Annotated in this window: 18 protein-coding genes, 4 pseudogenes and 1 riboswitch; of the genes and pseudogenes, 15 read left to right on the plus strand and 7 right to left on the minus strand. The window is 67.5% G+C overall.

Annotated elements, in window-relative coordinates; all coding sequences use genetic code 11:
* Positions 1–396: pseudogene (locus ACWD5O_RS30570) on the minus strand (hypothetical protein); the annotation flags it as partial.
* Positions 397–411: 15 nt separating this feature from the next.
* A complete protein-coding gene (locus ACWD5O_RS30575) occupies positions 412–900 on the minus strand; it encodes a hypothetical protein (protein ID WP_450087458.1) in 489 nt (162 codons plus the stop codon).
* A gap of 252 nt (positions 901–1,152) precedes the next feature.
* On the opposite strand from ACWD5O_RS30575, the pseudogene ACWD5O_RS30580 reads away from it, so the two are divergent.
* Positions 1,153–1,377: pseudogene (locus tag ACWD5O_RS30580) on the plus strand (IS6 family transposase); the annotation flags it as partial.
* A 48-nt stretch (positions 1,378–1,425) separates the two neighbouring features.
* Here the strand turns inward: ACWD5O_RS30580 and ACWD5O_RS30585 are convergent.
* Positions 1,426–2,652 carry an IS110 family transposase gene (locus ACWD5O_RS30585; protein WP_450087459.1) on the minus strand — a complete coding sequence of 409 codons (1,227 nt, stop codon included), beginning with the start codon at positions 2,650–2,652 and terminating at the stop codon, positions 1,426–1,428.
* 250 nt (positions 2,653–2,902) lie between these two features.
* Between ACWD5O_RS30585 and ACWD5O_RS30590 the strand changes: the two are divergent.
* Positions 2,903–3,340, plus strand: a pseudogene (locus tag ACWD5O_RS30590) (IS6 family transposase); the annotation flags it as partial.
* On the opposite strand, the gene ACWD5O_RS30595 reads toward ACWD5O_RS30590, so the two are convergent.
* Positions 3,315–3,734: an SDR family NAD(P)-dependent oxidoreductase gene (locus tag ACWD5O_RS30595; RefSeq protein ID WP_450087489.1), complete on the minus strand. Its 420-nt coding sequence runs from the start codon at positions 3,732–3,734 to the stop codon at positions 3,315–3,317. The pseudogene ACWD5O_RS30590 and the gene ACWD5O_RS30595 sit on opposite strands and share 26 nt — an antisense overlap.
* Before the next feature lie 75 nt (positions 3,735–3,809).
* Between ACWD5O_RS30595 and ACWD5O_RS30600 the strand changes: the two genes are divergently transcribed.
* The 10 genes from ACWD5O_RS30600 (at position 3,810) to ACWD5O_RS30645 (ending at position 16,158) form a co-directional block, all read left to right on the plus strand.
* Positions 3,810–4,541, plus strand: a complete 732-nt coding sequence (locus tag ACWD5O_RS30600; protein WP_450087460.1) for a helix-turn-helix transcriptional regulator — start codon at positions 3,810–3,812, stop codon at positions 4,539–4,541.
* Positions 4,542–4,716: 175 nt separating this feature from the next.
* Positions 4,717–6,042: an ABC transporter substrate-binding protein gene (locus ACWD5O_RS30605; protein ID WP_450087461.1), complete on the plus strand. Its 1,326-nt coding sequence runs from the start codon at positions 4,717–4,719 to the stop codon at positions 6,040–6,042.
* Positions 6,043–6,044: 2 nt separating this feature from the next.
* Positions 6,045–7,007, plus strand: a complete 963-nt coding sequence (locus tag ACWD5O_RS30610) for a carbohydrate ABC transporter permease (protein WP_450087462.1) — start codon at positions 6,045–6,047, stop codon at positions 7,005–7,007.
* A 17-nt stretch (positions 7,008–7,024) separates the two neighbouring features.
* Positions 7,025–7,864, plus strand: a complete 840-nt coding sequence (locus ACWD5O_RS30615) for a carbohydrate ABC transporter permease (RefSeq protein WP_450087463.1) — start codon at positions 7,025–7,027, stop codon at positions 7,862–7,864.
* Positions 7,861–8,964: a serine hydrolase domain-containing protein gene (locus ACWD5O_RS30620; protein WP_450087464.1), complete on the plus strand. Its 1,104-nt coding sequence runs from the start codon at positions 7,861–7,863 to the stop codon at positions 8,962–8,964. Before ACWD5O_RS30615 ends, ACWD5O_RS30620 begins: the two co-directional genes overlap by 4 nt.
* A 17-nt stretch (positions 8,965–8,981) precedes the next feature.
* Entirely contained in the window at positions 8,982–10,118 is a 1,137-nt protein-coding gene (locus ACWD5O_RS30625; protein WP_450087465.1) for an ABC transporter ATP-binding protein, read from the plus strand.
* 6 nt (positions 10,119–10,124) lie between these two features.
* The gene (locus ACWD5O_RS30630) at positions 10,125–11,255 is read left to right on the plus strand and encodes a mandelate racemase/muconate lactonizing enzyme family protein (protein WP_450087466.1); all 1,131 of its coding nucleotides are present in this window, start codon (positions 10,125–10,127) and stop codon (positions 11,253–11,255) included.
* 37 nt (positions 11,256–11,292) lie between these two features.
* Complete coding sequence (locus tag ACWD5O_RS30635; protein WP_450087467.1) at positions 11,293–12,120, plus strand: alpha/beta fold hydrolase; 828 nt, start codon at positions 11,293–11,295, stop codon at positions 12,118–12,120.
* Positions 12,117–12,935, plus strand: coding sequence for an aspartate dehydrogenase (locus tag ACWD5O_RS30640; RefSeq protein ID WP_450087468.1), 819 nt, complete (start codon positions 12,117–12,119; stop codon positions 12,933–12,935). Before ACWD5O_RS30635 ends, ACWD5O_RS30640 begins: the two co-directional genes overlap by 4 nt.
* Positions 12,936–13,314: 379 nt before the next feature.
* Complete coding sequence (locus tag ACWD5O_RS30645) at positions 13,315–16,158, plus strand: FAD-binding and (Fe-S)-binding domain-containing protein (protein WP_450087469.1); 2,844 nt, start codon at positions 13,315–13,317, stop codon at positions 16,156–16,158.
* A 422-nt stretch (positions 16,159–16,580) separates the two neighbouring features.
* Here ACWD5O_RS30645 and ACWD5O_RS30650 read toward each other — a convergent pair whose 3' ends face one another.
* Positions 16,581–17,660, minus strand: coding sequence for a transposase (locus ACWD5O_RS30650; RefSeq protein ID WP_450087470.1), 1,080 nt, complete (start codon positions 17,658–17,660; stop codon positions 16,581–16,583).
* A 204-nt stretch (positions 17,661–17,864) separates the two neighbouring features.
* Complete coding sequence (locus tag ACWD5O_RS30655) at positions 17,865–18,275, minus strand: MarR family winged helix-turn-helix transcriptional regulator (protein ID WP_450087471.1); 411 nt, start codon at positions 18,273–18,275, stop codon at positions 17,865–17,867.
* A gap of 171 nt (positions 18,276–18,446) precedes the next feature.
* Between ACWD5O_RS30655 and ACWD5O_RS30660 the strand changes: the two genes are divergently transcribed.
* The 3 genes and pseudogenes from ACWD5O_RS30660 (at position 18,447) to ACWD5O_RS30670 (ending at position 21,013) form a co-directional block, all read left to right on the plus strand.
* Positions 18,447–18,860 (plus strand): transposase, encoded by a 414-nt coding sequence (locus ACWD5O_RS30660; protein WP_450087472.1) that lies wholly within the window; start codon positions 18,447–18,449, stop codon positions 18,858–18,860.
* A 187-nt stretch (positions 18,861–19,047) separates the two neighbouring features.
* A pseudogene (locus ACWD5O_RS30665) lies at positions 19,048–20,312 on the plus strand (IS110 family transposase).
* Positions 20,313–20,455: 143 nt separating this feature from the next.
* A complete protein-coding gene (locus ACWD5O_RS30670) occupies positions 20,456–21,013 on the plus strand; it encodes a DDE-type integrase/transposase/recombinase (RefSeq protein ID WP_450087473.1) in 558 nt (185 codons plus the stop codon).
* Between the two features lie 131 nt (positions 21,014–21,144).
* Here the strand turns inward: ACWD5O_RS30670 and ACWD5O_RS30675 are convergent, their stop codons facing one another.
* Entirely contained in the window at positions 21,145–21,804 is a 660-nt protein-coding gene (locus tag ACWD5O_RS30675) for a hypothetical protein (RefSeq protein ID WP_450087474.1), read from the minus strand.
* A 28-nt stretch (positions 21,805–21,832) separates the two neighbouring features.
* A riboswitch (SAM riboswitch) is annotated at positions 21,833–21,953 on the minus strand.
* Positions 21,954–22,002: the final 49 nt, after the last annotated feature.

The raw sequence follows: 22,002 nt of genomic DNA on the forward strand, positions 1-22,002 counted from the left end.
CACGAACATCGCCGCCGCCAACCGCCACCACGCCCGCGACAGCAAGCGACCCCTGGCCCTACTCGGCATCACCTGACGACTTTGCCGGGACCCTGGGTGGGGACCGGCGAGATGCTCGGTCCCCACCACCAGCCAGCCATCGGACTCGAACTGCCACAGGACTGCGGGCGGGTGCCGGTCGATGGCCCCGGTTGCCGCCAGCTCGTAGCGCAGCGACCGAACGCTCAACTCGCCGGTGGCCGCTTTGACGAAGACTTTTCCGGCTGGTCCGGTGACCGTCGAGGCGATCTCCGCGTGGTTGCCACTGGAAGCCGGGGTGACGTCAACGGCTCCGCCGACCCGTTCGGCGATCCCTGTCGTGACACTTTCCGGCAGAGCGGTCCAGTGGCTAGGCATCGATTCTCTTCTCTGCTATTTGCCGGGCTGAGGCGGGTTCGGCGGACAGCAGGATTCGGCCTCGCCACCCCAGAATTCCATGTCGACCCGGTAGCCGGTTTCGTGCAGCGCCGCGAGTGTGTAGGTGATGGCGGTGCCGTCCTGCATGGCTTCGGTCAGGATCGGCCGGTGGTGCACGTAGTGGCCCGCGATCTGGTTGCAGGCGGCGGTGTAGGGCTCACTGATCTGGAGGGCGGCGTGCCAGACAGCGTCGACCGGCCGGGTCGGGACGACCCGGTAGGACTCGCCGGTCGGCAGGAGCATCCCGAAGTCGGTCCTGCCCACGCGATCGGCGTATGCCTTCAAGAAGACGAGGAACTGCCCGACCGCGCGCTCGGCGTAGGTCTGGGTTACCTCCTGTCTGGTAGCGAAGTAGCGGGTGATCTTGTTGAAGACTTCGGCTGAGACGAGGGTGCAGGGATCTGCGGCGATCGTCGTGGCCGGCCTGTCTGCGGTGATACTCAAAACTCCTCCTTCGTCCTGTGCGGATCAGCGAGGAAGGCGCCATCGCGTCACCTTCGAAGCTGAATCGCGTCCGTTCATTCGGTGTCGCGGAGCGATCATGATTCGCGGAGGACTCGCGGCATGCTCGGTGCGGAGGTCCCCTCACCCGCCCCCAGTAGCGACAGCGCATGGTCACCGGCACCGTTGCATTGAGCGTTGGCAAGATCGAGGCAGGCTTGAGCAGTGAAGTCATCTACCCGGCCTGACCCGTGGCTGCCTCCGACGTCCGCGTTCGCCGGCTTCCGGTTCCCGCCCGAGGTGATCGTGGTCGCGGTGCGCTGGTATCTGCGCTTCAACCTGTCCTATCGCGACGTTGAGGAGTTGCTGGTCGAACGCGGCGTGGAGGTCGACCACGTCATGGTCTACCGCTGGATGCAGCGGTTCACGCCGCTGCTGGCCGACGCCGCCCGATTCTGCCGCCACTCGCCTGGTGACAGGTGACATGTCGATGAGACGTACGTCATGACATCCCATGAGCTTCTGTTGTCAAGCAGCGGCTTGTAGATCTTGCTGGTGGTGTGCCCATGCGGTGGTTTCGTCATAGGTGACGGCGGTCTTGAGGCAGCCGTGCAGGATGCCGACCAGGCGGTCACCGAGCTGGCGTAGCGCGGCGTGGTGGCCGACGCCGCGGGCGCGCAGCTGGTCGTAGTAGGCGCGGGCGCCGGAGGAGGCGCGTGGCGCGGCGAACGCTTGGCGGCCCAGCGCGTCGATGAGCCGATCGTTGTGCACGTAGCGGGCCAGCACGGTCTTCTTCTTGCCGGATTGGCGGGTGATCGGGCTGGTCCCGGCGTAGTTCTTGCGTGCCTTCGCATCGGCGTAGCGATTCTTGTCGTCGCCGAACTCGGCGAGCACCCGGGCGCCGAGAATGATGCCCAGACCGGGCTGACTGAGGTAGATCTCAGCGTCCGGGTGCTTGCCAAAATGCGCCTCGACCTGCTCCTGCATGCTTTGGATCTCGGTGTTGAGGGTGCTCAGGATGGCCACCTGAGCGCGTACGGTGGCCCCGTAGGCGGCGGTCACCACGGCCGGCTGGCCCAACTGTTCGGCGCGCAGGGCAGCCTGGATCGCCTGGGCCCTCTCAGCGTTGTTGCGGCGGCGGGCGTGCTTGAGCGCCGCGGTGATCCGACCCTTGGTCAGCCGGCCCGCTGAAATCGGATCGGGTGCGGCGCCGAGCAGCTGCAGCGCATCCGGGGCGGTCAAGTCGTCGAAGGCGGCCAGCGCAGCCGGGAAGAACTCCCGCAGAGCGTGGCGCAGCCGCAGCGTGTGCCTTGTGCGCTCCCAGATCAGCGTCGTGTGCGCCCGGGTGACGACCTTGACCGCCTCCGCTTCGACGCTGTCGCCGGCGATCGGGCGTAGCTGATGGCGGTCGGTGCGGACCATGTCGGCCAAGGTGTGCGCGTCGCGGGTGTCGCTCTTGCCGCCGGACACACTGTGGCGCTCGCGGTAGCGGGCCACCTGCAACGGGTTGACCGCGTAGATCTGGTAGCCGGCCGCGATCAGCGCCTGCACCCAACCGCCGCGGTCGGTCTCGATGCCGACCACCACCTGCGCCGGCTCGTCATCCTCCCCGACATGCTCGCCGATCATCGCGTGCAGCCGGGCGATCCCCGCCGCGCGCTCCGGCAGCTTCGCCCTGCCCAGCACCCGCCCGGTCTGGTCCTGCAGCTCGACGTCGTGGTGCTCCTCGGCCCAGTCATCGCCAACGAACCGCAATCCCTTGCTCCCATCCATAGTGGACGTCATGTCCGCGGTGGCCTGCGGGAGAACTACCAGCAACCTAATGAACAAGTGCTCACGCCAGAGTCAGCGGGCACGACATCCCATCAGCGCTCTGGTCTCCCGACCACCAGCAGGGGCACGATCTTGACATAGGACTGCAAGCGTCCCGGTCAACGGAGTGCTCACCCACCGGCGGCTACCGGAGCGGAGTCTGCCCGAAGGTCGACCCGGTAGCTCTCATTAGGTCAACGGCGTATGGCGCTACGTGTACCGGGCGGTCGACCAGTACGGGCAGGTCAGCGCCGTGCTCGTCGCGGCCCGTCGGGACGCTGGCGCCGCCTCGCGGTTCTTCCGCCGGGCGCTGTCGACGTTGAAGGTGACACCCGCAGAGGTGGTAACCGACGCCGCCGCGGTCTACCCCGGCGTGCTGGATGAGCTGATCCCGTCCGCGTGGCACCACGTCGAGCAGTACGCGAACAATCCGATCGAGGCTGATCACAGCCAGCTCAAACACCGGTTGAGACCGATGCGCGGGCTGCGGACGGAGAAGACAGCACAGGTAATCATCGCTGGACACGCGTTCATGCAGAACCTCCGACGCGGACACTACGAACTCGCCGTCGACGCCCCGCCCGCTCTGCGGGTAGCCGCGGCGTTCACCGAACTCGCCCAGGCGATCTGACCTCGGACCGAGAAGGGCTCAACACGTCCGCCGATCCCTCAACGCAACGGCGCCACCCGGCGCGGTGCATGGTCGAATGGCTCACCGAGATGTTGACGATGCGACCGCCGCCGGCGGCCAGCATCCGCGGCGTGACCTCCCGCGCCACCAGGAAGTAGCCGGTCAGGTTGGTCTCGATCACCGCACGGAAGCCGGCGGCCGGCACCTCCCAGAAGCCCTGCGGGTGCGTCATGAAGCGCGGGTTGACCGTGCGCATGCCGATCCCGGCGTTGTTCACCAGCATGTCGATGCCGCCGAGCCGCGACCACGCCTGGTCGACCGCCCTGGTCACCGACGACCCGTCTCGCAAGTCCAACTCGATGCCGACCGCCCCCGGCAGTTCGGCGGCAAGCAGGGATTGTAGATTCCAGGTTAGACAGGTCGTCTAAAGGCTTGACCATTTGACTTGATGTTGGTTAGCGTGCCTGCCATGCAGACGGAGCAGCCGCACGAGGGCTCATCACGATCGGACGGGCGTAGCCGGCAGCGTCCGGGCGTCGTGCCGTCCGCGGTGAAGTCGCCGCGTACCCCGGACGACTACTTGGAAACGCTGCGACCTCTCCTCGAGCCGATGTCAAAGGCGCTCGGCAACAGGTGCGAGATCGTTCTCCACGACTTCCGGCAGCCCGAGCACTCGATCGTGGCGATCACCGGCGATGTCACCGGCCGTAGCCCCGGAGGTTCAGTCACCCAGATCGGGTTGGCGATCATCCGGGCGGGCGACGACGCCGAAGATCAGTACAACTACATCACCAAGGCGCCGAACGGCCGGATCCTGAAGTCAACTACCGTGCCGCTACGCGACGCGGACGGTCATGTCTTCGGAGCGCTGTGTGTCAACGTCGACGTCACTGAGATGTGGATGATGTCGCAGGCCATCCAGGAGATGGTCAATGTTGACGCTCAAACGCCGCAACCGGTCACTTTCGTAGACGACATCGACCGGGTCATCGGCGAGGTCCTCCAGGAGGAGACCAAGATGCTCGGACGCCCCCTGACCGGACTGACCAGGGCGGAGCGCCTGCAGCTGCTAATGGCCTTGGACTATCGCGGTGTCTTTTCGCTGCAGCGGTCGGTCCCGCAGGTGGCAGAGCACCTTGGACTGTCGCGAGCGACCCTTTACAACGATCTCCGGGAGATGCGTCGGGACAACGACGGCTGACGCCAGGAGCCTGCGACATCCCCATACACAGGCACGGCTGATGTCCGCGCCCGCACCGCGCAACCCACAAATGGCCGCACCCCTATCCCTTATGCCCCTTACCCTCTTCCGCCTAGCAGTGCTCGACGCCAGCGTTTCGATCCCGCCAGCCCCTCGAACGATTCGGAGATGACCCATGTCCAGAACTGATCCCGGCATCATCGGGCGCCGGGCCTTCCTGACCAAGGGCGCGTTGGCCCTCGGGTCCGTGGCCGCCCTGCCGCTACTGCAGGCCTGCGGCGGATCCGGCGGCGAAGCTTCCGGCAAGGTGTCCCTCGACTTCGAGGGCTGGAACTACGACCCGGCGTTTCAAACGGACGTGGTCAACGAGTTCGTGCAGAAGAACCCGGCGATCCAGGTCAAGTTCGTGGGGCAGCCCGCCGACCAGTACCTGCAGAAGATGATTGCCCGGTTCACCAGTGGTAACCCGGCGGACGTGCTCTACGTACGCGACCAGGGCTTGGCCGGTTGGGCGGACGCGGGTTACCTGCAGCCCATCGAGAGGTTCGCCGGCTGGGAGGAACTCACCAAGGGTCTCATCCCGTTCCACCATAGCGGCATGGAGTACAAGGGCAAGGTGTGGGGCCTGCCGTACTACGGCGACCACATCGCCTACGTCTATAACAAGGCGATGCTGCAGAAGGCCGGCATCGGCACGCCACCGGCGACCTGGGCCGAGGTGGCTGAGCAGGCGTTGGCGATCAAGCGGGCAGGCATTCTCGACAAGCCGGTGGTCTTCCCGCTCAAGTCCGGCGGCGGCCTGCATTGGTGGTCAGCGGTGTACGCCAGCGGCGGCAGCCTATTCGACGAAGACGGCGAGCCCGTGTTCCCGGACAAGGACCCGGTGGCGCTGGAGCTGCTCGAGTGGATCGTTGACGCCGCCCGGAACAAGAAAATCCTGGACCCGACGTCCGTGCAGATGGGCACCGCCGAGACCCGGCTGGCGATCGCGGCCGGCAAGGTTGCCTTCGCCTCCGGCGCCCGTTACGACCTCAAGCTGATCAACGATCCCAAGAAGTCGAAGATCGCTGGGTCGGGGGCGCAGACCCTTTTCCCGAGCCTCACCGCTAGCGGTCCACACGCGACGGTCGGGTGGACCCAGATGTTCTCCATCGCCGCGAATACCAAGCACGCCGATCAGGCGTGGACGCTGCTCCAATACATCAGCAGCCCCGAGGTGGCCAAGCGCTACTACCTCAAGAACGGCGTCGGCTACGCGTACCAGGCGCTCGACAAGGACCCGGGCATCACCGCCGAGACGGCCAAGTGGAGCGACCAGGACATGTTCGTCAAGCAGGCGAGCCTCGCCAAGGCGCGCGAGTCCCTGGCGCTGCCGTGGGCGACCGAGTGGGAGGACTTCAACATCCAGCAGATGCAGGAGGCCGTGCTGGGCAAGAAGAGCCCGCGGGAGGCCCTGACCGCGTCGGCCGACAAGGCCCGGCAGCTGAAGAAGACCGCATAACCATGGCCATCCTGCAAGACGACCCACCCGCACCCGCCCCACGGGGGGAGCGACGCGCCCCGTCGCGCCCCCCGCGCCGGCTCGTCGAATGGCGAGAACGGGTCTTCCCGTACGCGCTGAACCTGCCGGCGATACTGATCCTGCTAGCGCTGATCGCATACCCGATCGGGCTGTCCTTCTGGATCAGCCTGCACGCCAAGAGCCTGCGCCGTCCCAACGACTTCCCGTTCGTCGGGCTGGACAACTATGTCACCGCGATCGGCTCGTCGGAGTTCGTCTCCGCCCTGGGCGTAACGCTCAAGTTTACGGTGGCCTCGGTCGTCCTGATCGTTCTCTTCGGCCTCGGACTGGCCCTGCTGCTCAACGTGGACCTGAAGGGCCGGGCGGTGCTGCGTGCCCTGGTACTCGTGCCGTGGGCCGTGCCCCCAATCATCAACGCCACGCTGTGGCGGCTCATCTTCGACTCGCACGTCGGGGCGCTCAACGGGCTGCTCCTGCAACTCGGCCTCATTGACAGTTATCAGTCCTGGCTGATCGACCCGAATCTGTCGCTGGTGATGGTCGTCATGGCCCACGTCTGGAACCACGTGCCGCTGGCCACCATCATCCTGCTCGCCGCGTTGCAGGCGATTCCCCGCGAGCTGTACGAGGCTGCGCAGGTGGACCGGACGAGCCGGTGGCGCGTGTTCCACCAGATCACGCTGCCGTGGCTGTTGCGCCCGATCCTCATCGTGATGATCCTGCAGACGATGGGAGCGCTGCGCGCCTTCGACCTGTTCTACGTACTGACCGGCGGCGGTCCAGGCAACTCCACCACCGTGCTGTCGTGGCTGACGTACCGGACCTCGTTCGTCAACCTCGACCTCGGTCTCGGCAGCGCCTACTCGTACGTGATTATGGCGATCACGCTGGTGGTGGCGCTGTTCTACATCCGCGGCCTGTACAAGCGGGGAGACGTGGAATGAGATCCCGATACCGACCCATGCTCTACATCTTCATGGCGATCGCGGCGGTCTACCTGCTCGCACCGGTCGGCTGGATGGTGCTGCTCAGCATCACGAACCAGAACGAGGCGCTGGCCGTGCCTCCACACTGGATCCCCGAGAACCCGACTGCCGACAACTACCGGGCGTTCTTCCGGCCCGATGAGAGCCAGGCCCTGGTCGGCGCCGATGCGATCGCGGCGATGCCACGTGCGATCTTGAACAGCGTCATCGTGGGAGTCAGCGTGGCCGTGGTGAACGTCGTCATCGGCTCCATGGCGGCGTACTCGTTCGCCCGCCTGAAGTTCCGTGGCAGCGGCACGCTCATGGTGGTGTATCTCGCGTCGCGGATGGTACCCGCGATCGGCATCATGATCCCACTCTATGTAGTCATGCAGAACCTCGGCCTGCTCAACAACCTGGTGTCGCTCGTCCTGGTCGAGACCGCGGAGACGCTGCCGTTCAGCATCTGGCTGCTGGCGTCCTACTTCCGCACCATCCCGCGCGACATCGAGGACGCCGCCCGCATCGACCGCTGTAGCTGGCTGCGCGCGATGGTGAAGGTGTTCCTGCCGGTCGCCGCGCCGTGCCTGGTCGCCACCGCGGTCTTCGGCTTCATGTCCTCGTGGGGTTCGTTCCTCTATCCACTGCTGTTCACCTCTGGCCCAGAAAACGCGACCTTGCCCGTTATCATCTCGAACTTCGCCACCGACCTGAACGCCGACTATGGTCTGTTGTCGACCTCGGGGGTCTTCGCAATTCTACCGCCGTTCCTGCTGGCCCTGTGGTTCCAGCGCTGGATCGTCAGCGGTGTGGCGTCCGGGGCGGTGAAGGGATGACCGCACTTCCCGTGGACGACGGCCACCCGGGGTTCGACGCCGGCCGGCTGGCCCGGGTCAGCGACCTGCTCGACATCGGCGCAAAAGACGGCACGTACCCCGGTGCAGTCGCGGTGGCCGCCCATCGCGGCCGCGTGGTCTACCAGCACGCCGCCGGCCGGCAGCAGGACGGCCCGGAGCCTCGCGTCAAGATGCCGCTCGACGCGGTGTTCGACCTCGCGTCGGTCACCAAGCCGGTCGCCGGCACGGCACTGTTGCTGATGATCGAGGACGGGCTGCTGACGCTGGACGACTACGTCGTGGATCATGTGCCCGAGTTTCAGGGGCGGGACAAGGGTGCGGTGCGGATCAGGCACCTGGTCAGCCACACCTCCGGAGTGGCGTCGAACCCGAAGCTCTACCACGAGCACAAGTCCTGGGAGACGCTGCGGTCGGCGTACCTGACGCTGCCCCTGATCGGCGTACCGGGCAGCGTGTTTCTCTACTCGAGCATCAACTTCATCCTGCTGACGCTGATCGTCGAGCGGGTCTCCGGCAGGGCGCTTGACGTGCTGCTGCGCGAACGTGTGTTCGGGCCGCTCGGCATGACCGACACTATGTTCAACCCGCCCGAGGAGTTGCGACCGCGCATCCCGGCGACCGAGTACGTCGACTGGCGCGGTAGCTACGACTGGGGCGTGGTCAACGACAAGACCGCGCAGCTGATGGGCGGCGTCTCCGCCCACGCCGGGCTGTTCTCCTCCGCACAGGATCTGGCGCTGTTCGGCCACACGCTGCTCAACGGCGGCCGGTACGGCGACGCGCGGGTGCTCAGCCCCGCGGCGGCCAAGCTGTTCCTGAGCGGCTGGCCCGACGAGCGCGGCGCCAGCCGTGGCGTCTGCTGGCAACCGGAGAACAGACGGACCTTCGGTGACCTGATCGGCGGCCACTCCTTCGGACACACCGGCACCACCGGCACGGCCATGTGCCTGGTGCCGGCCGAGGACCTAGTCGTCGTCCTGCTCACCAACCGCGTCCATCCCACGCGGAGCAACGATCTCATCGAAAAGTTCCGACCAAGGTTCTTCAACGCGGTGGCCGCCGCGCGGACCGGGAACTAGGGCAAGGAGCCGGAAAAATGGCAAGAGTAAAGATCGAGTCCCTGGTCAAGAGGTTCGGCACCACCACCGCGGTCGACGACGTAAGCATCGACATCAGTGACTGCGAGTTCCTCGCGATGGTCGGGCCGTCTGGTTGCGGCAAGAGTTCCACGCTGCGCATCGTCAGCGGCCTGGAGAAGCCCACCGCGGGCCGGATCATGTTCGACGGCAAGGACGTGACCCGGCAATCGCCCGACCAGCGCGACGTGGCGATGGTGTTCCAGAGCTACGCCCTCTACCCGCACATGTCGGTGCGTCGCAACCTCGCGTTCCCGCTGGAAAACATGCGGCTGCCACGCGCGGAAATCGAGTCGCGGGTGGCGAAGGCGTCGGAGATGCTCGGGATCGGCGACCTGCTCGACCGGCGGCCACGGCAGCTGTCCGGCGGTCAGCGCCAGCGCGTCGCGCTCGGTCGGGCGGTGGTGCGCGACGCGTCGGTGTTCCTGCTCGACGAGCCGCTGAGCAACCTCGACGCGCAGCTGCGCGTGAGCATGCGCTCGGAGCTCAAGCGCCTGCACGGCGAGCTGAAGCAGACGTTCATCTACGTCACCCACGATCAGGCCGAGGCCATGACGATGGCCGACCGGATCGCTGTGATGGCCGACGGCAAGCTCCAGCAGCTGGGTACGCCGGACGACATCTACTTCCGGCCGGCGAACCGGTTCGTCGCGCAGTTCATGGGTACGCCGGCGATGAACTTCCTCTCTGGCAGGCTCACGCTCGAGGGCGGTCAGGCCGGCGTCCTCGTCGATGGCACCACCCACACCGTCAGCGTGCCCGAGTCGGTCGCCCGATGGACCGGCCCGCACGAGGTGACCCTGGGCGTGCGGCCAGAGGCCATCCAGCTGGTGCCGGCGGGCAGCGGCTGCCTCACCGGGGTTATCAGCCTCGTCGAACCGCTGCATCCGGACGTCTTCGTGACCGTCGACGTGGGCGGCCAAGCGCTCGTGCTGCGTACCGGCACCGGCGACCGGCCGGCCGTCGGCCAACGCGTCGATCTGCACCTCGCCACCGCCGCGCTGCATGTCTTCGCCGCCACCGGCGAGCGAATCGGCGCGGATCCTGTTGTGCCAGTCGACACCAGCGTGCCGGTCAACGCGAGCGCGGAGAGGTAGGAGGCCATGCGGATCACGGCCATGACCGTCCAGGTGGTCAACATACCGCTGACCACGACATGGCACACCTCCTTCGACCGCCGCACCGGCACGACTCGTACAGTGGTGCGCCTCGAGACCGACACCGGCCTCGTGGGGTGGGGCGAAACATTCCGCGGCAGTCCCACGGCGGCGCTCATCGAGCGCTACCGAGACATTCTCATCGGCTGGAACCCGTACCAGCTGGAGAAGCTGCGGACCCGGTTGCGGATGACGCCCTTCTTCTACGGCTACCTCGGCTACGCCGCAATAGCCGGCATCGAGATGGCCTGTCTCGACCTGATCGGCAAGGACACCGGGCGATCGCTTACCGAACTCCTCGGGGGTCCCGTGCGTGACCACGTGCGGGTCTCCGGGATGGTGACGCCCGGCATGCTGCCGGCCGGCACCGGACCGGTGTCGCCGCAGGCGCTGGCCGAGGCCGCAGCGGAACTGCGCGACCAGTACGGCTTCGACGTGCTCAAGCTCAAAGGATCGACCAACGCCCGCAAGGATGTCGCTGTCGTGGCGGCCATGCGCGAACGCCTGCCCGACATCGGGTTGCGACTGGACCCGAACGCGGGCTGGTCGGTCGCCGACTCGATCTGGGCCGCCCGCCAGCTGCTCCCGCTCGACCTGGAGTACCTGGAGGACCCGTGCGCGGGGATGGAAGGCATGGCGCGGGTCCGACAGGCGGTCAAAATTCCATTGTGCACAAACATGTGCGTCGTCCGGCTGGAAGAGTTCGCCCCGGCGATCCGCACCGGCGCGATCGACGTGATCCATGGCGATGTGCACAAGTGGGGTGGTGTCGGTGCCGTGCGCCGGCTCGCCGCCCTGTGTGACGCGTTCGGCATCGGCATGAACCTGCACAGTGGAGGAGAGCTGGGCATATCCACCGCTTGCCACTTGCAGCTGACGGCCGCGACCGCCGAGATCGGGTACGCGGTCGACAGCGTGTACTACCTGCTCGCCGACGACGTGATCGAGGAGCCCTTCGCGGTGAAGGACGGGATGCTGCCTGTACCCACCGGTCCCGGCCTCGGCGTGACGGTCGACACCGAGAAGCTCGAGCGCTACTCCCGGCTGCACGCGATCGAAGGAGACCTGGTGTGGTAGCCCGTGACCGATGGCCAAGAGCGAATAGGTGCACACTGTGACCGACCCAGCCGCGGTGTCCGTCAACGGAGCGTCGCTGGCCGTCGCGGACGGATCCCTGCACTACACCTTGTCCGGCCACGGGCCCGTGGTGGTCTTCGCCCACGGGCTCGGCGGCAACCACCGGTCGTGGTGGCAACAGGTGCCCTACTTCGCTCAGCGCTACACCTGCCTGAATTTCAGCCACCGCGGGTTCGCTCCGTCGCGCGACGATGTCACCGGCCAGCCGTCGCCGCAACGGTTCGCCGATGACCTGACCCGGCTGCTCGACCACCTCGACTTCGAGCGGGTGGCCATCGTCGCGCAGTCGATGGGTGGCTGGACGGCGATGGAGTTCGCGCTGAGCGCTCCGGACCGGCTCACGTCACTGGTACTGTCCGGCAGCACCGGCACGCTGAGACACCCCGGGCTCGCATCGCTCGGCGCGACCGGCGGTGACCCGATGATCCGCAGGCTGCGTGCCCGCGGCGTGCATCCGGCGGCCGGCCATCGGATGGCGCGGGAGCAACCTGAACTTCACCGGCTCTTCGTCGACATCGACCACTCAAGTGGCAAATGGGACCGTGATGCGGCCCGGACGGCCTTGGACGCCATGCGCGTCCGCGACCCCGACGAGCTGCGGGCCGTGCGCTGCCCGGTGCTCGCGCTCGTAGGCGCGGAGGACGTCGTCTGCCCTCCCGCCAACGTCGAGATCCTGGCAAGCGGGCCGCTGCGGGTCAGCGTCTCAACGGTCCCGCGAGCCGGTCACTCGGTGTATTTCGAAAGATCGGCGAAGTTCAACGAAATCGTACGGAATTTCCTGCGTGACGCTGAGGTGAACCGATGACGGGCGTGGGGGTAATCGGCACTGGGGCGCTCGGCCACGGTATTGCCAGCCGGCTCGCGGCCGGCGCGATTCCCGGCGTCACCCTGGCGGCCGTCGCCGGCCGGCCAGGATCGGAGGCCCGGCTACAGGCGTTCGCGCGCCAGTGGCGGTGCCAGGCCACCACCAGGCCGTCCGACCTGCCGGCCATGGGGGCAAGACTCGTTGTCGAGGCAGCCGGCGTCGAAGCGGCTCGGGAGTTCGCCCCGCCGCTACTCACCGCCGGGGCCGACGTCATCCTCATGAGCACTGGAGCGCTGGCGAGCCGTCAGTTCGTCCTCGATCTCGAACACGCGGCGGTGGCCGCCGGCCGGCGGGTGCACCTGCCGTCGGGATCGATCGCCGGGCTGGACGGGCTCCTTGCGGCGATGGAGGGCGGGGACGTCGAGGTGAGCATCACGACCCGCAAGCATCCCTTGGCGTTGCGCGAGGCGCCGTACCTTGCCGGCTCCGACCTCGACCTCGACCACCTCCACGAGGCAATGGTTATCTTCGACGGCAGCGCGCAGGACGCCATCGCTGGGTTTCCGTCGAACATGAACGTGGCCATCACGCTGGCCACGGCGGCCGGCGACCTCGACCGGGTGAAGGTGCGCATCGTGGCCGACCCGGCGGCGACACTCACGGTCCACCGGGTGAAGGTCAAGGCGAACTCCGGCACCATGACGATCGAGCTGGTCAACCGTCCGTCGCCGACCAACCCGCGGTCGAGCTGGCTCGCCGGGCTGAGCGCGCTCGCGACCATCCGGCGTATCGCCTCGTCGCTGCACGTCGGGTAGGTCCGGTCCCCGGTCATTCGGCGGTAGGCGACCGTCGGCCACGACAACCCATTCAAAGGAAGCCCGTGATGCTGCTACCTATCAGAACCCCAGGCGCCGAACATGGGCAGCCACAGCTGGGCGTCAGTGAGATCATCGATGTCCCGGAGGTGGTGGCCGGAGACATCAAGCCCGTGTTCTTCAGCTCCGACGGTCCCGCGAGGCTCGTACTCGACCCAGGCGACATCATCAAAACCGGGACGCCACCAAGCGTCGCCCTAGGCCGGATTACCTCAAGCCGGGTGACGTCTTGGAACTGGGCATCACCGGCCTGGGCCGGCAGGGGCAGACCGTTGTCGCGGTGCCCTGAATCACCGTCTCAGCCACGAACGACGCGGCCATGACATCTATGCATCCGGACACCGCTCAGCCACCTGCCGAAGCGCTGCTGGACACGCTCCGGGCGGCCGTCCCGGGAGGTGAGGTCAAGGACCGCAACATCGACCGGATCGCCTATGGGTCGGACGCGTCGCATTACGCGCTCGTCCCGCGGGCGGTCGTGGTGGCGCGTGACAGCGCGGACGTCGCGTCTCTATTCCGAGCGAGCGCCGCCGCCGGGGTCCCGCTCACGTTCCGGTCCGGCGGCACCAGCCTGTCCGGTCAGGGCGTGACCGATGGCATCCTAGTCGATACCCGACGCCACTTCCGCAGCGTTGACGTCATCGACGGGGGTGCCCGGGTACGCGTCCAGCCCGGGGTCACCGTCCGTCAGGTAAACGCCCGGCTCGCACCGCTGGGGTACCGGCTCGGCCCCGACCCCGCCAGCGAGACCGCGTGCACTATCGGCGGCGTCATCGCCAACAACTCCAGCGGCATGTCGTGCGGCACCGAGTTCAACACGTACCGCACCATCCAGTCGATGGTGTTTGTGCTGCCGAGCGGAGCCGTGATCGACTCGGCCGCGCCCGACGCCGACGCGCACCTGCACGCCCGGGAGCCGGATCTCCACGAGGGACTGCTACGACTGGCGGCGCAGGTGAAGGCTGATCCGGACGCCGTCCACACCATCGAGTCGCAGTTCTCGATGAAAAACACGATGGGGTACGGCCTCAACGCGCTCCTCGACTACGAGCGGGCGATCGACATTCTGGTCCACCTCATTGTCGGCAGCGAAGGCACCCTCGCCCACGTCGCGGAGGCGACCTTCGAGACGGTTCCGGTGCTGCCGCACGCCGCGACCGGGCTGCTGATCTTCCCGGAGCTACGCGCGGCGACCGACGCGCTGGAGGCCCTGCGCGACAGCGGTGCCGTGACCCTCGAACTGCTCGACCAGGCCTCGCTGCGCGTCGCGCAGTCCGATCCGACCGTCGACCCGCTCCTGCGGTCGTTGACGATCGACCGGCACGCGGCCCTGCTCGTCGAGTACCAGGAGGCCTCCGCCGAGGCGCTGATGCGGCGCCGCGCCCGGGCGGATCCGGTCATCGGCGGCCTCGCCCTAGCCAAACCCGCCGACGTGTCATCGGACGCCGCCGCCCGTGGTCGGCTGTGGCGGCTGCGGAAGGGCCTGTACGCGGCGGTCGCGGGGAACCGGCCGCCGGGAACGACGGCGCTGCTGGAGGACATCGCGGTGCCGGTGCGGGCCCTGTCGCGCACCTGCGAAGAGCTGACCGCGTTGTTGGCCCGGCGCGGCTACGAGGGCAGCGTCATCTTCGGCCACGCCAGGGACGGCAACATCCACTTCATGCTCACCGAGCGGTTCGCCGAGCGTGGCCAGGTCGACCGGTACGCCCGGTTCACCGAGGAGATGGTGGACCTCGTCCTCGCCGAGGGCGGCACCCTCAAGGCCGAGCACGGCACCGGACGGGTCATGGCACCATACGTGCGGCGGCAGTACGGCGACGCGCTGTACGAGGTCATGCGCGAGATCAAGCGGCTCTGCGACCCAGCCGGTCTCCTCAACCCCGGTGTGGTGATCAGCGACGATCCGCAGACCCACCTGCGGCATCTGAAGGTGACGCCGACAGTCGACCCGCAGATCGACCGGTGCGTGGAATGCGGGTACTGCGAGCCGGTGTGCCCCAGCCGCGATCTGACCACCACGCCCCGCCAGCGCATCACTCTGTTGCGCGCCATCAACACCGCACGGGCGACCGACCCGGCGCTGACGGCTGAACTGGAACGCGACTACGGCTACGCCGGCATCGACACCTGCGCCGCGGACGGGATGTGCCAAACGTCATGCCCGGTGTCCATCAACACCGGCGACGTAGTCAAGCGGCTGCGTGCTCAGCGCACCGGCCCGGGAGAGCAGTGGGCGTGGCGGACGGCGGCACGCCACTGGCACGGTGCCACCCGGGCGGCCGCGTCGGCGCTCACCCTCGCGTCCCGGCTGCCCGGCGTAAGCACGCGAGCGAGCCGGGCGGGCCGCGCGCTGCTCGGCGCCGATACCGTCCCACTGTGGACATCTGACCTGCCCAGCGGGGGCCAGCGGCGACCGGCGGCTTCCGCGCCGCTCCACGCCAGCGCCGTATTCTTCGCCGCGTGCATCGGATCGATCTTCGGGCCGGCCGACGGCGCCCAGGGCGCGGCTCGTGCCTTCCTTTCGTTGTGCCGCAAGGCGGGCGTCGAGGTGGTGGTTCCCGCTGGGCTCGACGCATTGTGCTGCGCAACCCCCTGGCAGTCGAAGGGGTTTACCGACGGGTACGAGCAGATGCGTGCCAGGGTCGTGCCGGTCCTGCTCGCCGCCAGCCGAAATGGCGAACTGCCGATCGTATGCGACGCGTCGTCCTGCACCGAGGGTCTTGCGCAGCTTCTCTCCGACCCGGCTGGCCATGGCCAGCTCGGCGTCATCGACGCAGTCAGCTTCGTCCACGCCCAACTGCTGCCGCGCCTAGCCGTCACCAGCCGCCTCGACTCCGTCGCGTTGCACCCAACCTGCTCGTCGACCCGGCTGGCCATCAACGACACGTTGAGCCGCCTCGCGAACGTCATCGCGGTCAAGGTACGAGTGTCGGAAGACTGGAGCTGCTGCGCGTTCGCTGGCGACCGGGGTCTTCTCCATCCCGAACTGACAGCGTCGGCAACGGCATCGGAAGCTGATGATGTGGCCGGAACGCCGTCGGTCGCCTACGTATCGTGCAATCGGACCTGCGAGGTAGGCATGTCGCGGGCGGTCGGTCGCACCTACCGCCATCTCATCGAGCTGGTCGACGAAGTGACCGCACCCCGCAGTGAGGTGCAGTAAGGATCCTGGACATGTCCTCCGACTTGAGAGGATGATTCCATGCCCGAGCCGCCCGACGTCCCGTGGCCTGGGATCAACGCCCTACATATCAGGTGTTCTGTCCATGGACGTTGGCGACGTGCCGCAAATAGTGGTCGGCGGCGTTGAAGGGCAGCTGGGGCAGTAGCGAGGCGGCCCGATAGGCGATCAGCTGGCGTTGGGTGCGGTGCCCGGCGGTTCGGCTGCCTGGCGTCGAGGGCGGCCCGGGCTTCCCGAAGCCCCGGGAACGAGGACGACCCGGACGGAGAGCTCGCCGATGGGCCTGCGGAAGGGGTGCGCTCGTACTTATTCGGCCCAGGGCTCGAAGCCGGTGTGGAGGACGGCTTCGAGGGATTCGCGAAGTTCGGCAGCCTGACCGGCTCCAAAGGACGCTCCTATGTTTGTCAAGCGCCGTGCGCGAGGTTGATGGAGGGTGTCGGCTGGCGGGTCGCGGCTTGGATGCGGCGGTAGAGCCGGCGGGCAAGAATGCGTTTGAGGCTGCGACGGACGTCGCGGTGGGTTTTGCCCTGGACGGTGCGGTTGGCTTCGTAGTCGCGTGACTCTTGGTGGCAGCGTAGGCGGGTGATCGCGATCGTATGGAGGGCGCGGTTGAGGTCACGGTCCCCGCCGCGGCTGAGCCGGTGGCGGGTGCGTTGCCCGCTGCTTGCCTCCAGAGGGGCGGCGCCGGCGAGGGTGGCGAACGCGGCCTCGCTGCGGACCCGGCCGCGGTGCGACCAGCTCACCAGCAGCTGGGCGGCGACGACCGGACCGACGCCGGGCTCGGCGAGCAGGACCGGGCCCGCGGGGTGGCTCTTGACGAGGGCGAGCAACTCGGGGTCAAGCTCGGCGGTCTGGGCGAGTAGGAACCGGATCCGGGCGGTGATCGACTGCAGGGTCAGAATCGTGATCCGGTGCTCGACGCTCGGGCCAGCGGGGCTGCGGAGCTGTTCGACGCGGTCCAGTTGCTTGATCAATCGAAGCCCTCGCAACTGTGCGCGTAGATGCTCGGGCGCGACCACGATCAGACTCTTGAGTTCGTTGATCGCTTTGGTTCGGCTGACCAGGACCGCCTGCCGGGGGAACGAGAATCTGACGCAGCGCTTCACGCAGGCCCCGTTCACGGGGCGCGGCTTGGTCTTCCTGGGCCAATGCGGTTCGAACGGCCTGGACTGCGTCGATACGGTCGTTCTTCGCGCCGCGGGATCGCTTTCACCGGTGATCTCCACGATGTCTTCGCCTGCCTCGGCCAAGACCATGACCAGTCCGGCGGCGAAGCTGCCAGTGCCCTCCAGCGCCCAGACCCGACGGCCGGGCGCGTGTTCGCGGGCCCAGGCCAAGAGCCGCAGATAGCCGAGTCCATCCGCTCGGTCGGCGAGGTGGCCACGGACCCCGCCGGTGACCGTGTCGAGGATGGCCAGGTCGATCGTGTCGCGGTCGGGGTCACCACCGATGACGAAGTCGTAGTGCTCTGCCAGCATTACCATCCGGTTGTCCTTCCCGAGGGCGAGCGCGGTCGACGCCGACCTGGGAGAGGTCACCTGTCGCGGCAGCACTGTGAGGAGTCACGCCTGCGGGCGGACAAGCTCCTGATCAAGCCAAGACGAGTGGGTCAGGCCGGTGTCGGCTGCTCGAGGGACGGGTCCAACGCAAGGCACACCTGCCGGTGGCCAGTGTTCTCGAGAGTCACCTCATGCAGCCGGCACCAGCCTGCCGGTCTGACCCTCCCGGGCCACCAACAGACTCACAGTGTTCTCGAACCGGGCCTGCGCCGCCTGCCACAGGGGCAGCGCCGCCTCCAGTCGGGACAGGCCGTCCGGCGTGATGGCGACGATCCGCGCGCGGCGGTCGGTCGCCGAGGGCTCGACGGTCACCAGGCCGTCCCGCGCAAGCGGCTTGACATTCGAGGCCAGCGTCGTGCGGTCCATGACGATCACCTCGGCAAGCTTAGTGATCGTCATTTCGCCATGGATGCCAAGTTTCTGCAAAATCGTCAACTGCGTCGCGCGAAGACCCACGGGCGCCAGGGCCTTGTCGTAGGCCGCGGTCAGATACCTGGCCGCCTTGCGGAGCGCAAAGCAGTTGCAGGGGCACTGTTGCATTGAGCGTTGGCAAGAGCGAGGCAGGCTTGAGCAGTGAAGTCATCGACCCGGCCTGACCCGTGGCTGCCTCCGAGGTCGGCGTTCGCCGGGTTCCGGCCCTCTTGGTCAGGATGGTGTGAGACACCGCGTGTGAGTGCGGGGTGCTGACCGAGGGCGGGATCGGAGATCCTGGTGTATGTGTCGACATCTTCTGCGGACCAGCCCGTGCCGGGTGGGTCTGATCCGGCGCCGCGGCCGTCGCGGCGGGCGTTCAGTCCGGAGTTCAAGCTGCGGTTCCTTGCCGAATATGAGAATGCCCCGCATGGGGAGAAAGTGGCGGTGTTGCGGCGGGAAGGGTTGTATTCGTCGCATCTGATCGAGTGGGCGAGAGCCCGCGACGCCGGGGCTCTGACCGGCGGCGACAGCGACGGCGATTCATCCTCGGGATCGCGGCGGCCGGCTCGGAAGACGGCTGAGCAGATCGAGTTGGAGAAGCTGCGCCGGCAGAACGAGAAGCTGCAGGCTGATCTGAAGAAGACCCGGATGGCGTTGGACATCATGGGAAAAGTTCTTCGCTGCCCTGTGGGCGGGCCCGTTCCGGGCTGAAAATGGTGGTGGTCGCCCGCCGACGCCGTGTGCGCTTGGTCTTTGAGGCCGTGGAAAAGTCGGGTGTGGGGAGCTGCGCCATGGGCCCTTCAATGTTGCTTCGAGCACGCGGATCAGCTTCGCTTTCGTCTCCAGCAGCTCCTGCGGGCGACCACCCTGGACGTCGGGTGGGAGGAGCGAGCAGGTGTTGGAGTCGAGTCAGGACAACGAGGAGATCATCGAGCGGGTCGCGGCGCTTGATATCGGCAAGGCGGAGTTGGTGTGTTGCGTGCGGGTGCCCGGTCAGGGGCCGGCCGGCCGCCGCCGGCAGGAGGTGTCTACCTACTCCACGATGACGCGGTCGTTGCTGACGATGGCCGACCGGCTCCGGACGCTGGGGGTCACCAGAGTCGTCATGGAAGCGACCTCGGACTACTGGAAGCCCGCGTTCTATCTACTCGAAGCGGCCGGGTTCGACCCGTGGCTGGTCAACGCCAGAGATGTCAAGCATCTACCCGGGCGTCCCAAGACGGATCGGCTGGACGCGGTCTGGCTGTGCAAGGTCGCCGAACGGCAGATGATCCGGCCGAGTTTCGTGCCTCCGGCGCCGATCCGTGAGTTGCGGGACCTGACCCGGTACCGGGTCGACCTCATCGGCGCGCGTACCGCGGAACGCAGCCGGGTCGAGAAGCTGCTGGAAGACGCACAGATCAAGCTGAGCGTGGTGGCCAGCGACATCTTCGGGCTCTCCGGCCGCGACATGATGGCCGCGCTGATCGCCGGACAGCGAGACCCAAAGATCCTGGCGCAGATGGCCCGCAGCCGCCTACGCACGAAGATCACACAGCTGGAAGAGGCGTTCGTCGGGCGTTTCACCGACCACCACGGGTTCCTGCTGGCCAAGATGCTGGCCCGCGTCGACGCGATCACCGCGGACATCGCCGACGTGGACCGGCGCATCGAACAACACATCGCCCCTTTCGCCGATGCCGGGCGGCGTCTGGACGAGATCCCCGGCGTCGGCCCGGCCACCGCCCACGTGATCATCGCCGAAGTCGGCGTCGACATGAGCAGGTTCCCGACCCCCGCTCACCTCGCCTCGTGGGCGCGGTTCGCCCCCGGGTCAAGGAATCCGCCGGTAAGAGCAAGGGCACCGGCTTCACCGGCCACGGCAATCCCTACCTGGCCCGAGTCCTGGGCGAGGCCGCCGTCGCCGCGGGCAAGACCGACACATTCCTCGGCGAACGCTACCGACGCATCGCCAGACGCCGCGGTAACCGCCGCGCCATCGTCGCCGTCGGCCGATCCATCCTGACCATCGTCTGGCACCTGCTGACCGGCCCGACGACCCGGTTCACCGACCTCGGATCAGACTTCTACGACACCCGCGTCAACCCCGAACGCCGCAAACGCAACCACGTCCGACAACTCGAAGCCCTCGGCTACACCGTCACCCTGCTACCCGCTGCCTGACCGACTCCCAGCATGATCCATCCCGGCTCCGCCGGGATGCCGACGCCTGCCCACCCAGGGTTCATTTTCGGATCAGCACACGCGCTCTTGGAAGAACTCTCCGAGAGCGCGGACAACGATCCGCCGCCGAGTAGATCCTGACCATGGCGTTGACCGACCTGCGTTCGGCGGGGATAGGGGTGCAACGCGGCTGCGAGTTGACGGGGACCTCCCGCGCGACCCACTACCGCCGCCGCAGCGGGCTGGGGCCGGTGCACGGGCCGTGGCTGCCGCGGACCCCGCCGCCGTCGGCGCTGTCGGACACCGAACGGGTCCGCATCCTCGAGGTGCTCAACAGTGCGGCGTATGCCGATTTGGCGATTCCGCAGGTCTGGGCTCGGGAACTCGACGAGGGCCGGTACTGGTGCTCCCTGTCGACGATGTATCGCATCGCCCGCACGGCCGGGCAGGTCCGCGAACGACGCCGGCAGGCCACCCACCCGCCGCGGGTGCGTCCCGAGCTGGTCGCGACCGGCCCGTCGCAGGTGTGGTCGTGGGACATCACCGCGTTGAAAGGACCGGTCAAAGGCATCCGGTATCGCTGCTACGTGGTCATCGACATCTACTCCCGTTACGTGACCGGGTGGCTCGTCGCGGCCGGCGAAGACGCTGTCGTGGCCCGCGATTTCCTCGCCGACGCGGTCTGGCGCAACGGCCCTTAACGAAGGGCCGAGGCTAACGATGGTCATGCGTCGACCACCATGCGCCGACGTCGCTGTCCTCTCCGTTTGTCCGCCATGGACGAATGTTAACGAACCGCGCGGCATTCGAGCTGCCCGTCGTCACCGGACCGTCAATGAGGGAGGGCCAGCGCGGCTGCCGTTGGCAATGCCGGGCACCACCACCAACAGCAGCCGGCCGGACTGGCGATCAACGAGCGGTGGACAGGAATTGGGATTGGGCTTGCCGGAGGCTGCTGAACGCCGTAGCGGTCGAAAGCGTCGACGCTCGCTCCGAGCGAGGGCGGCCACCGCCGCTGCCACTCGGCCAGCGGCACGCTTGGGCCGACTGGGCGTAGTGGCTCGGCGAGCCAGTCGAACTCCACCTGCTGCCACTCGCGCACCTCGTTGTACCGCCGTCCGGCAGCCATCAGCGAGGCGGCGACCTCGGTGGTCGTGGCCGTCTGCGGCTGGACCACGTCGCCGTTCATGATCGAGTGCCGGCCCAGCGGCAGTGCGGCGCGGTGGCCGTACCGTTCGCCGACGACCTGCGAGACGTGTCGGCAGGTTTCGCAGGCCAGCCACGACCACCGGGTTCGGGTGGTCACCGTGTCCCGGACGCACAACACACACAGGTCGAGGTCACTGGCGATGTCCTGCCTCTGCCACTGCTGCTCCCACTCCGGCGTACGCGGCTGGCAGCGGCACCGCTGCTCACGTGGGGCGCCATCGCGGAGGCCTCCGCAGGTCAGGCAGACCGCGAAAGCGGCCAGGTCCAGTTCTTCGAATGGCACGGTGAACTCGCCTTCCGGTGCCCCGAGGCACCCGCTCTTGCCGGGCCGCAGTTCGCGGTCGGCCTGGTCTTCTCCCGGGGGCACCGTGCGCGGGTGGCGCGGTTGCCGGGTCAGCAAGCCGGGAGGCTTGACGCTGACCACTCTTGACGCTCACGGAGCATAAAGATCAGCGATGTCGAGAGCAACCCCGGGCAACAC

This window comes from Micromonospora sp. NPDC005161 (assembly GCF_053599855.1).

Excerpts from the sequence above, each read along its gene's own strand:
- ACWD5O_RS30600 (WP_450087460.1), top strand. The coding sequence starts at position 3,810 with ATGCAGACGGAGCAGCCGCACGAGGGCTCATCACGATCGGACGGGCGT.
- ACWD5O_RS30605 (WP_450087461.1), top strand. The coding sequence starts at position 4,717 with ATGTCCAGAACTGATCCCGGCATCATCGGGCGCCGGGCCTTCCTGACC.
- ACWD5O_RS30610 (WP_450087462.1), top strand. The coding sequence starts at position 6,045 with ATGGCCATCCTGCAAGACGACCCACCCGCACCCGCCCCACGGGGGGAG.
- ACWD5O_RS30615 (WP_450087463.1), top strand. The coding sequence starts at position 7,025 with ATGCTCTACATCTTCATGGCGATCGCGGCGGTCTACCTGCTCGCACCG.
- ACWD5O_RS30620 (WP_450087464.1), top strand. The coding sequence starts at position 7,861 with ATGACCGCACTTCCCGTGGACGACGGCCACCCGGGGTTCGACGCCGGC.
- ACWD5O_RS30625 (WP_450087465.1), top strand. The coding sequence starts at position 8,982 with ATGGCAAGAGTAAAGATCGAGTCCCTGGTCAAGAGGTTCGGCACCACC.
- ACWD5O_RS30630 (WP_450087466.1), top strand. The coding sequence starts at position 10,125 with ATGCGGATCACGGCCATGACCGTCCAGGTGGTCAACATACCGCTGACC.
- ACWD5O_RS30640 (WP_450087468.1), top strand. The coding sequence starts at position 12,117 with ATGACGGGCGTGGGGGTAATCGGCACTGGGGCGCTCGGCCACGGTATT.
- ACWD5O_RS30645 (WP_450087469.1), top strand. The coding sequence starts at position 13,315 with ATGACATCTATGCATCCGGACACCGCTCAGCCACCTGCCGAAGCGCTG.
- ACWD5O_RS30650 (WP_450087470.1), bottom strand. The coding sequence starts at position 17,660 with ATGGTAATGCTGGCAGAGCACTACGACTTCGTCATCGGTGGTGACCCC.
- ACWD5O_RS30655 (WP_450087471.1), bottom strand. The coding sequence starts at position 18,275 with ATGCAACAGTGCCCCTGCAACTGCTTTGCGCTCCGCAAGGCGGCCAGG.
- ACWD5O_RS30670 (WP_450087473.1), top strand. The coding sequence starts at position 20,456 with ATGGCGTTGACCGACCTGCGTTCGGCGGGGATAGGGGTGCAACGCGGC.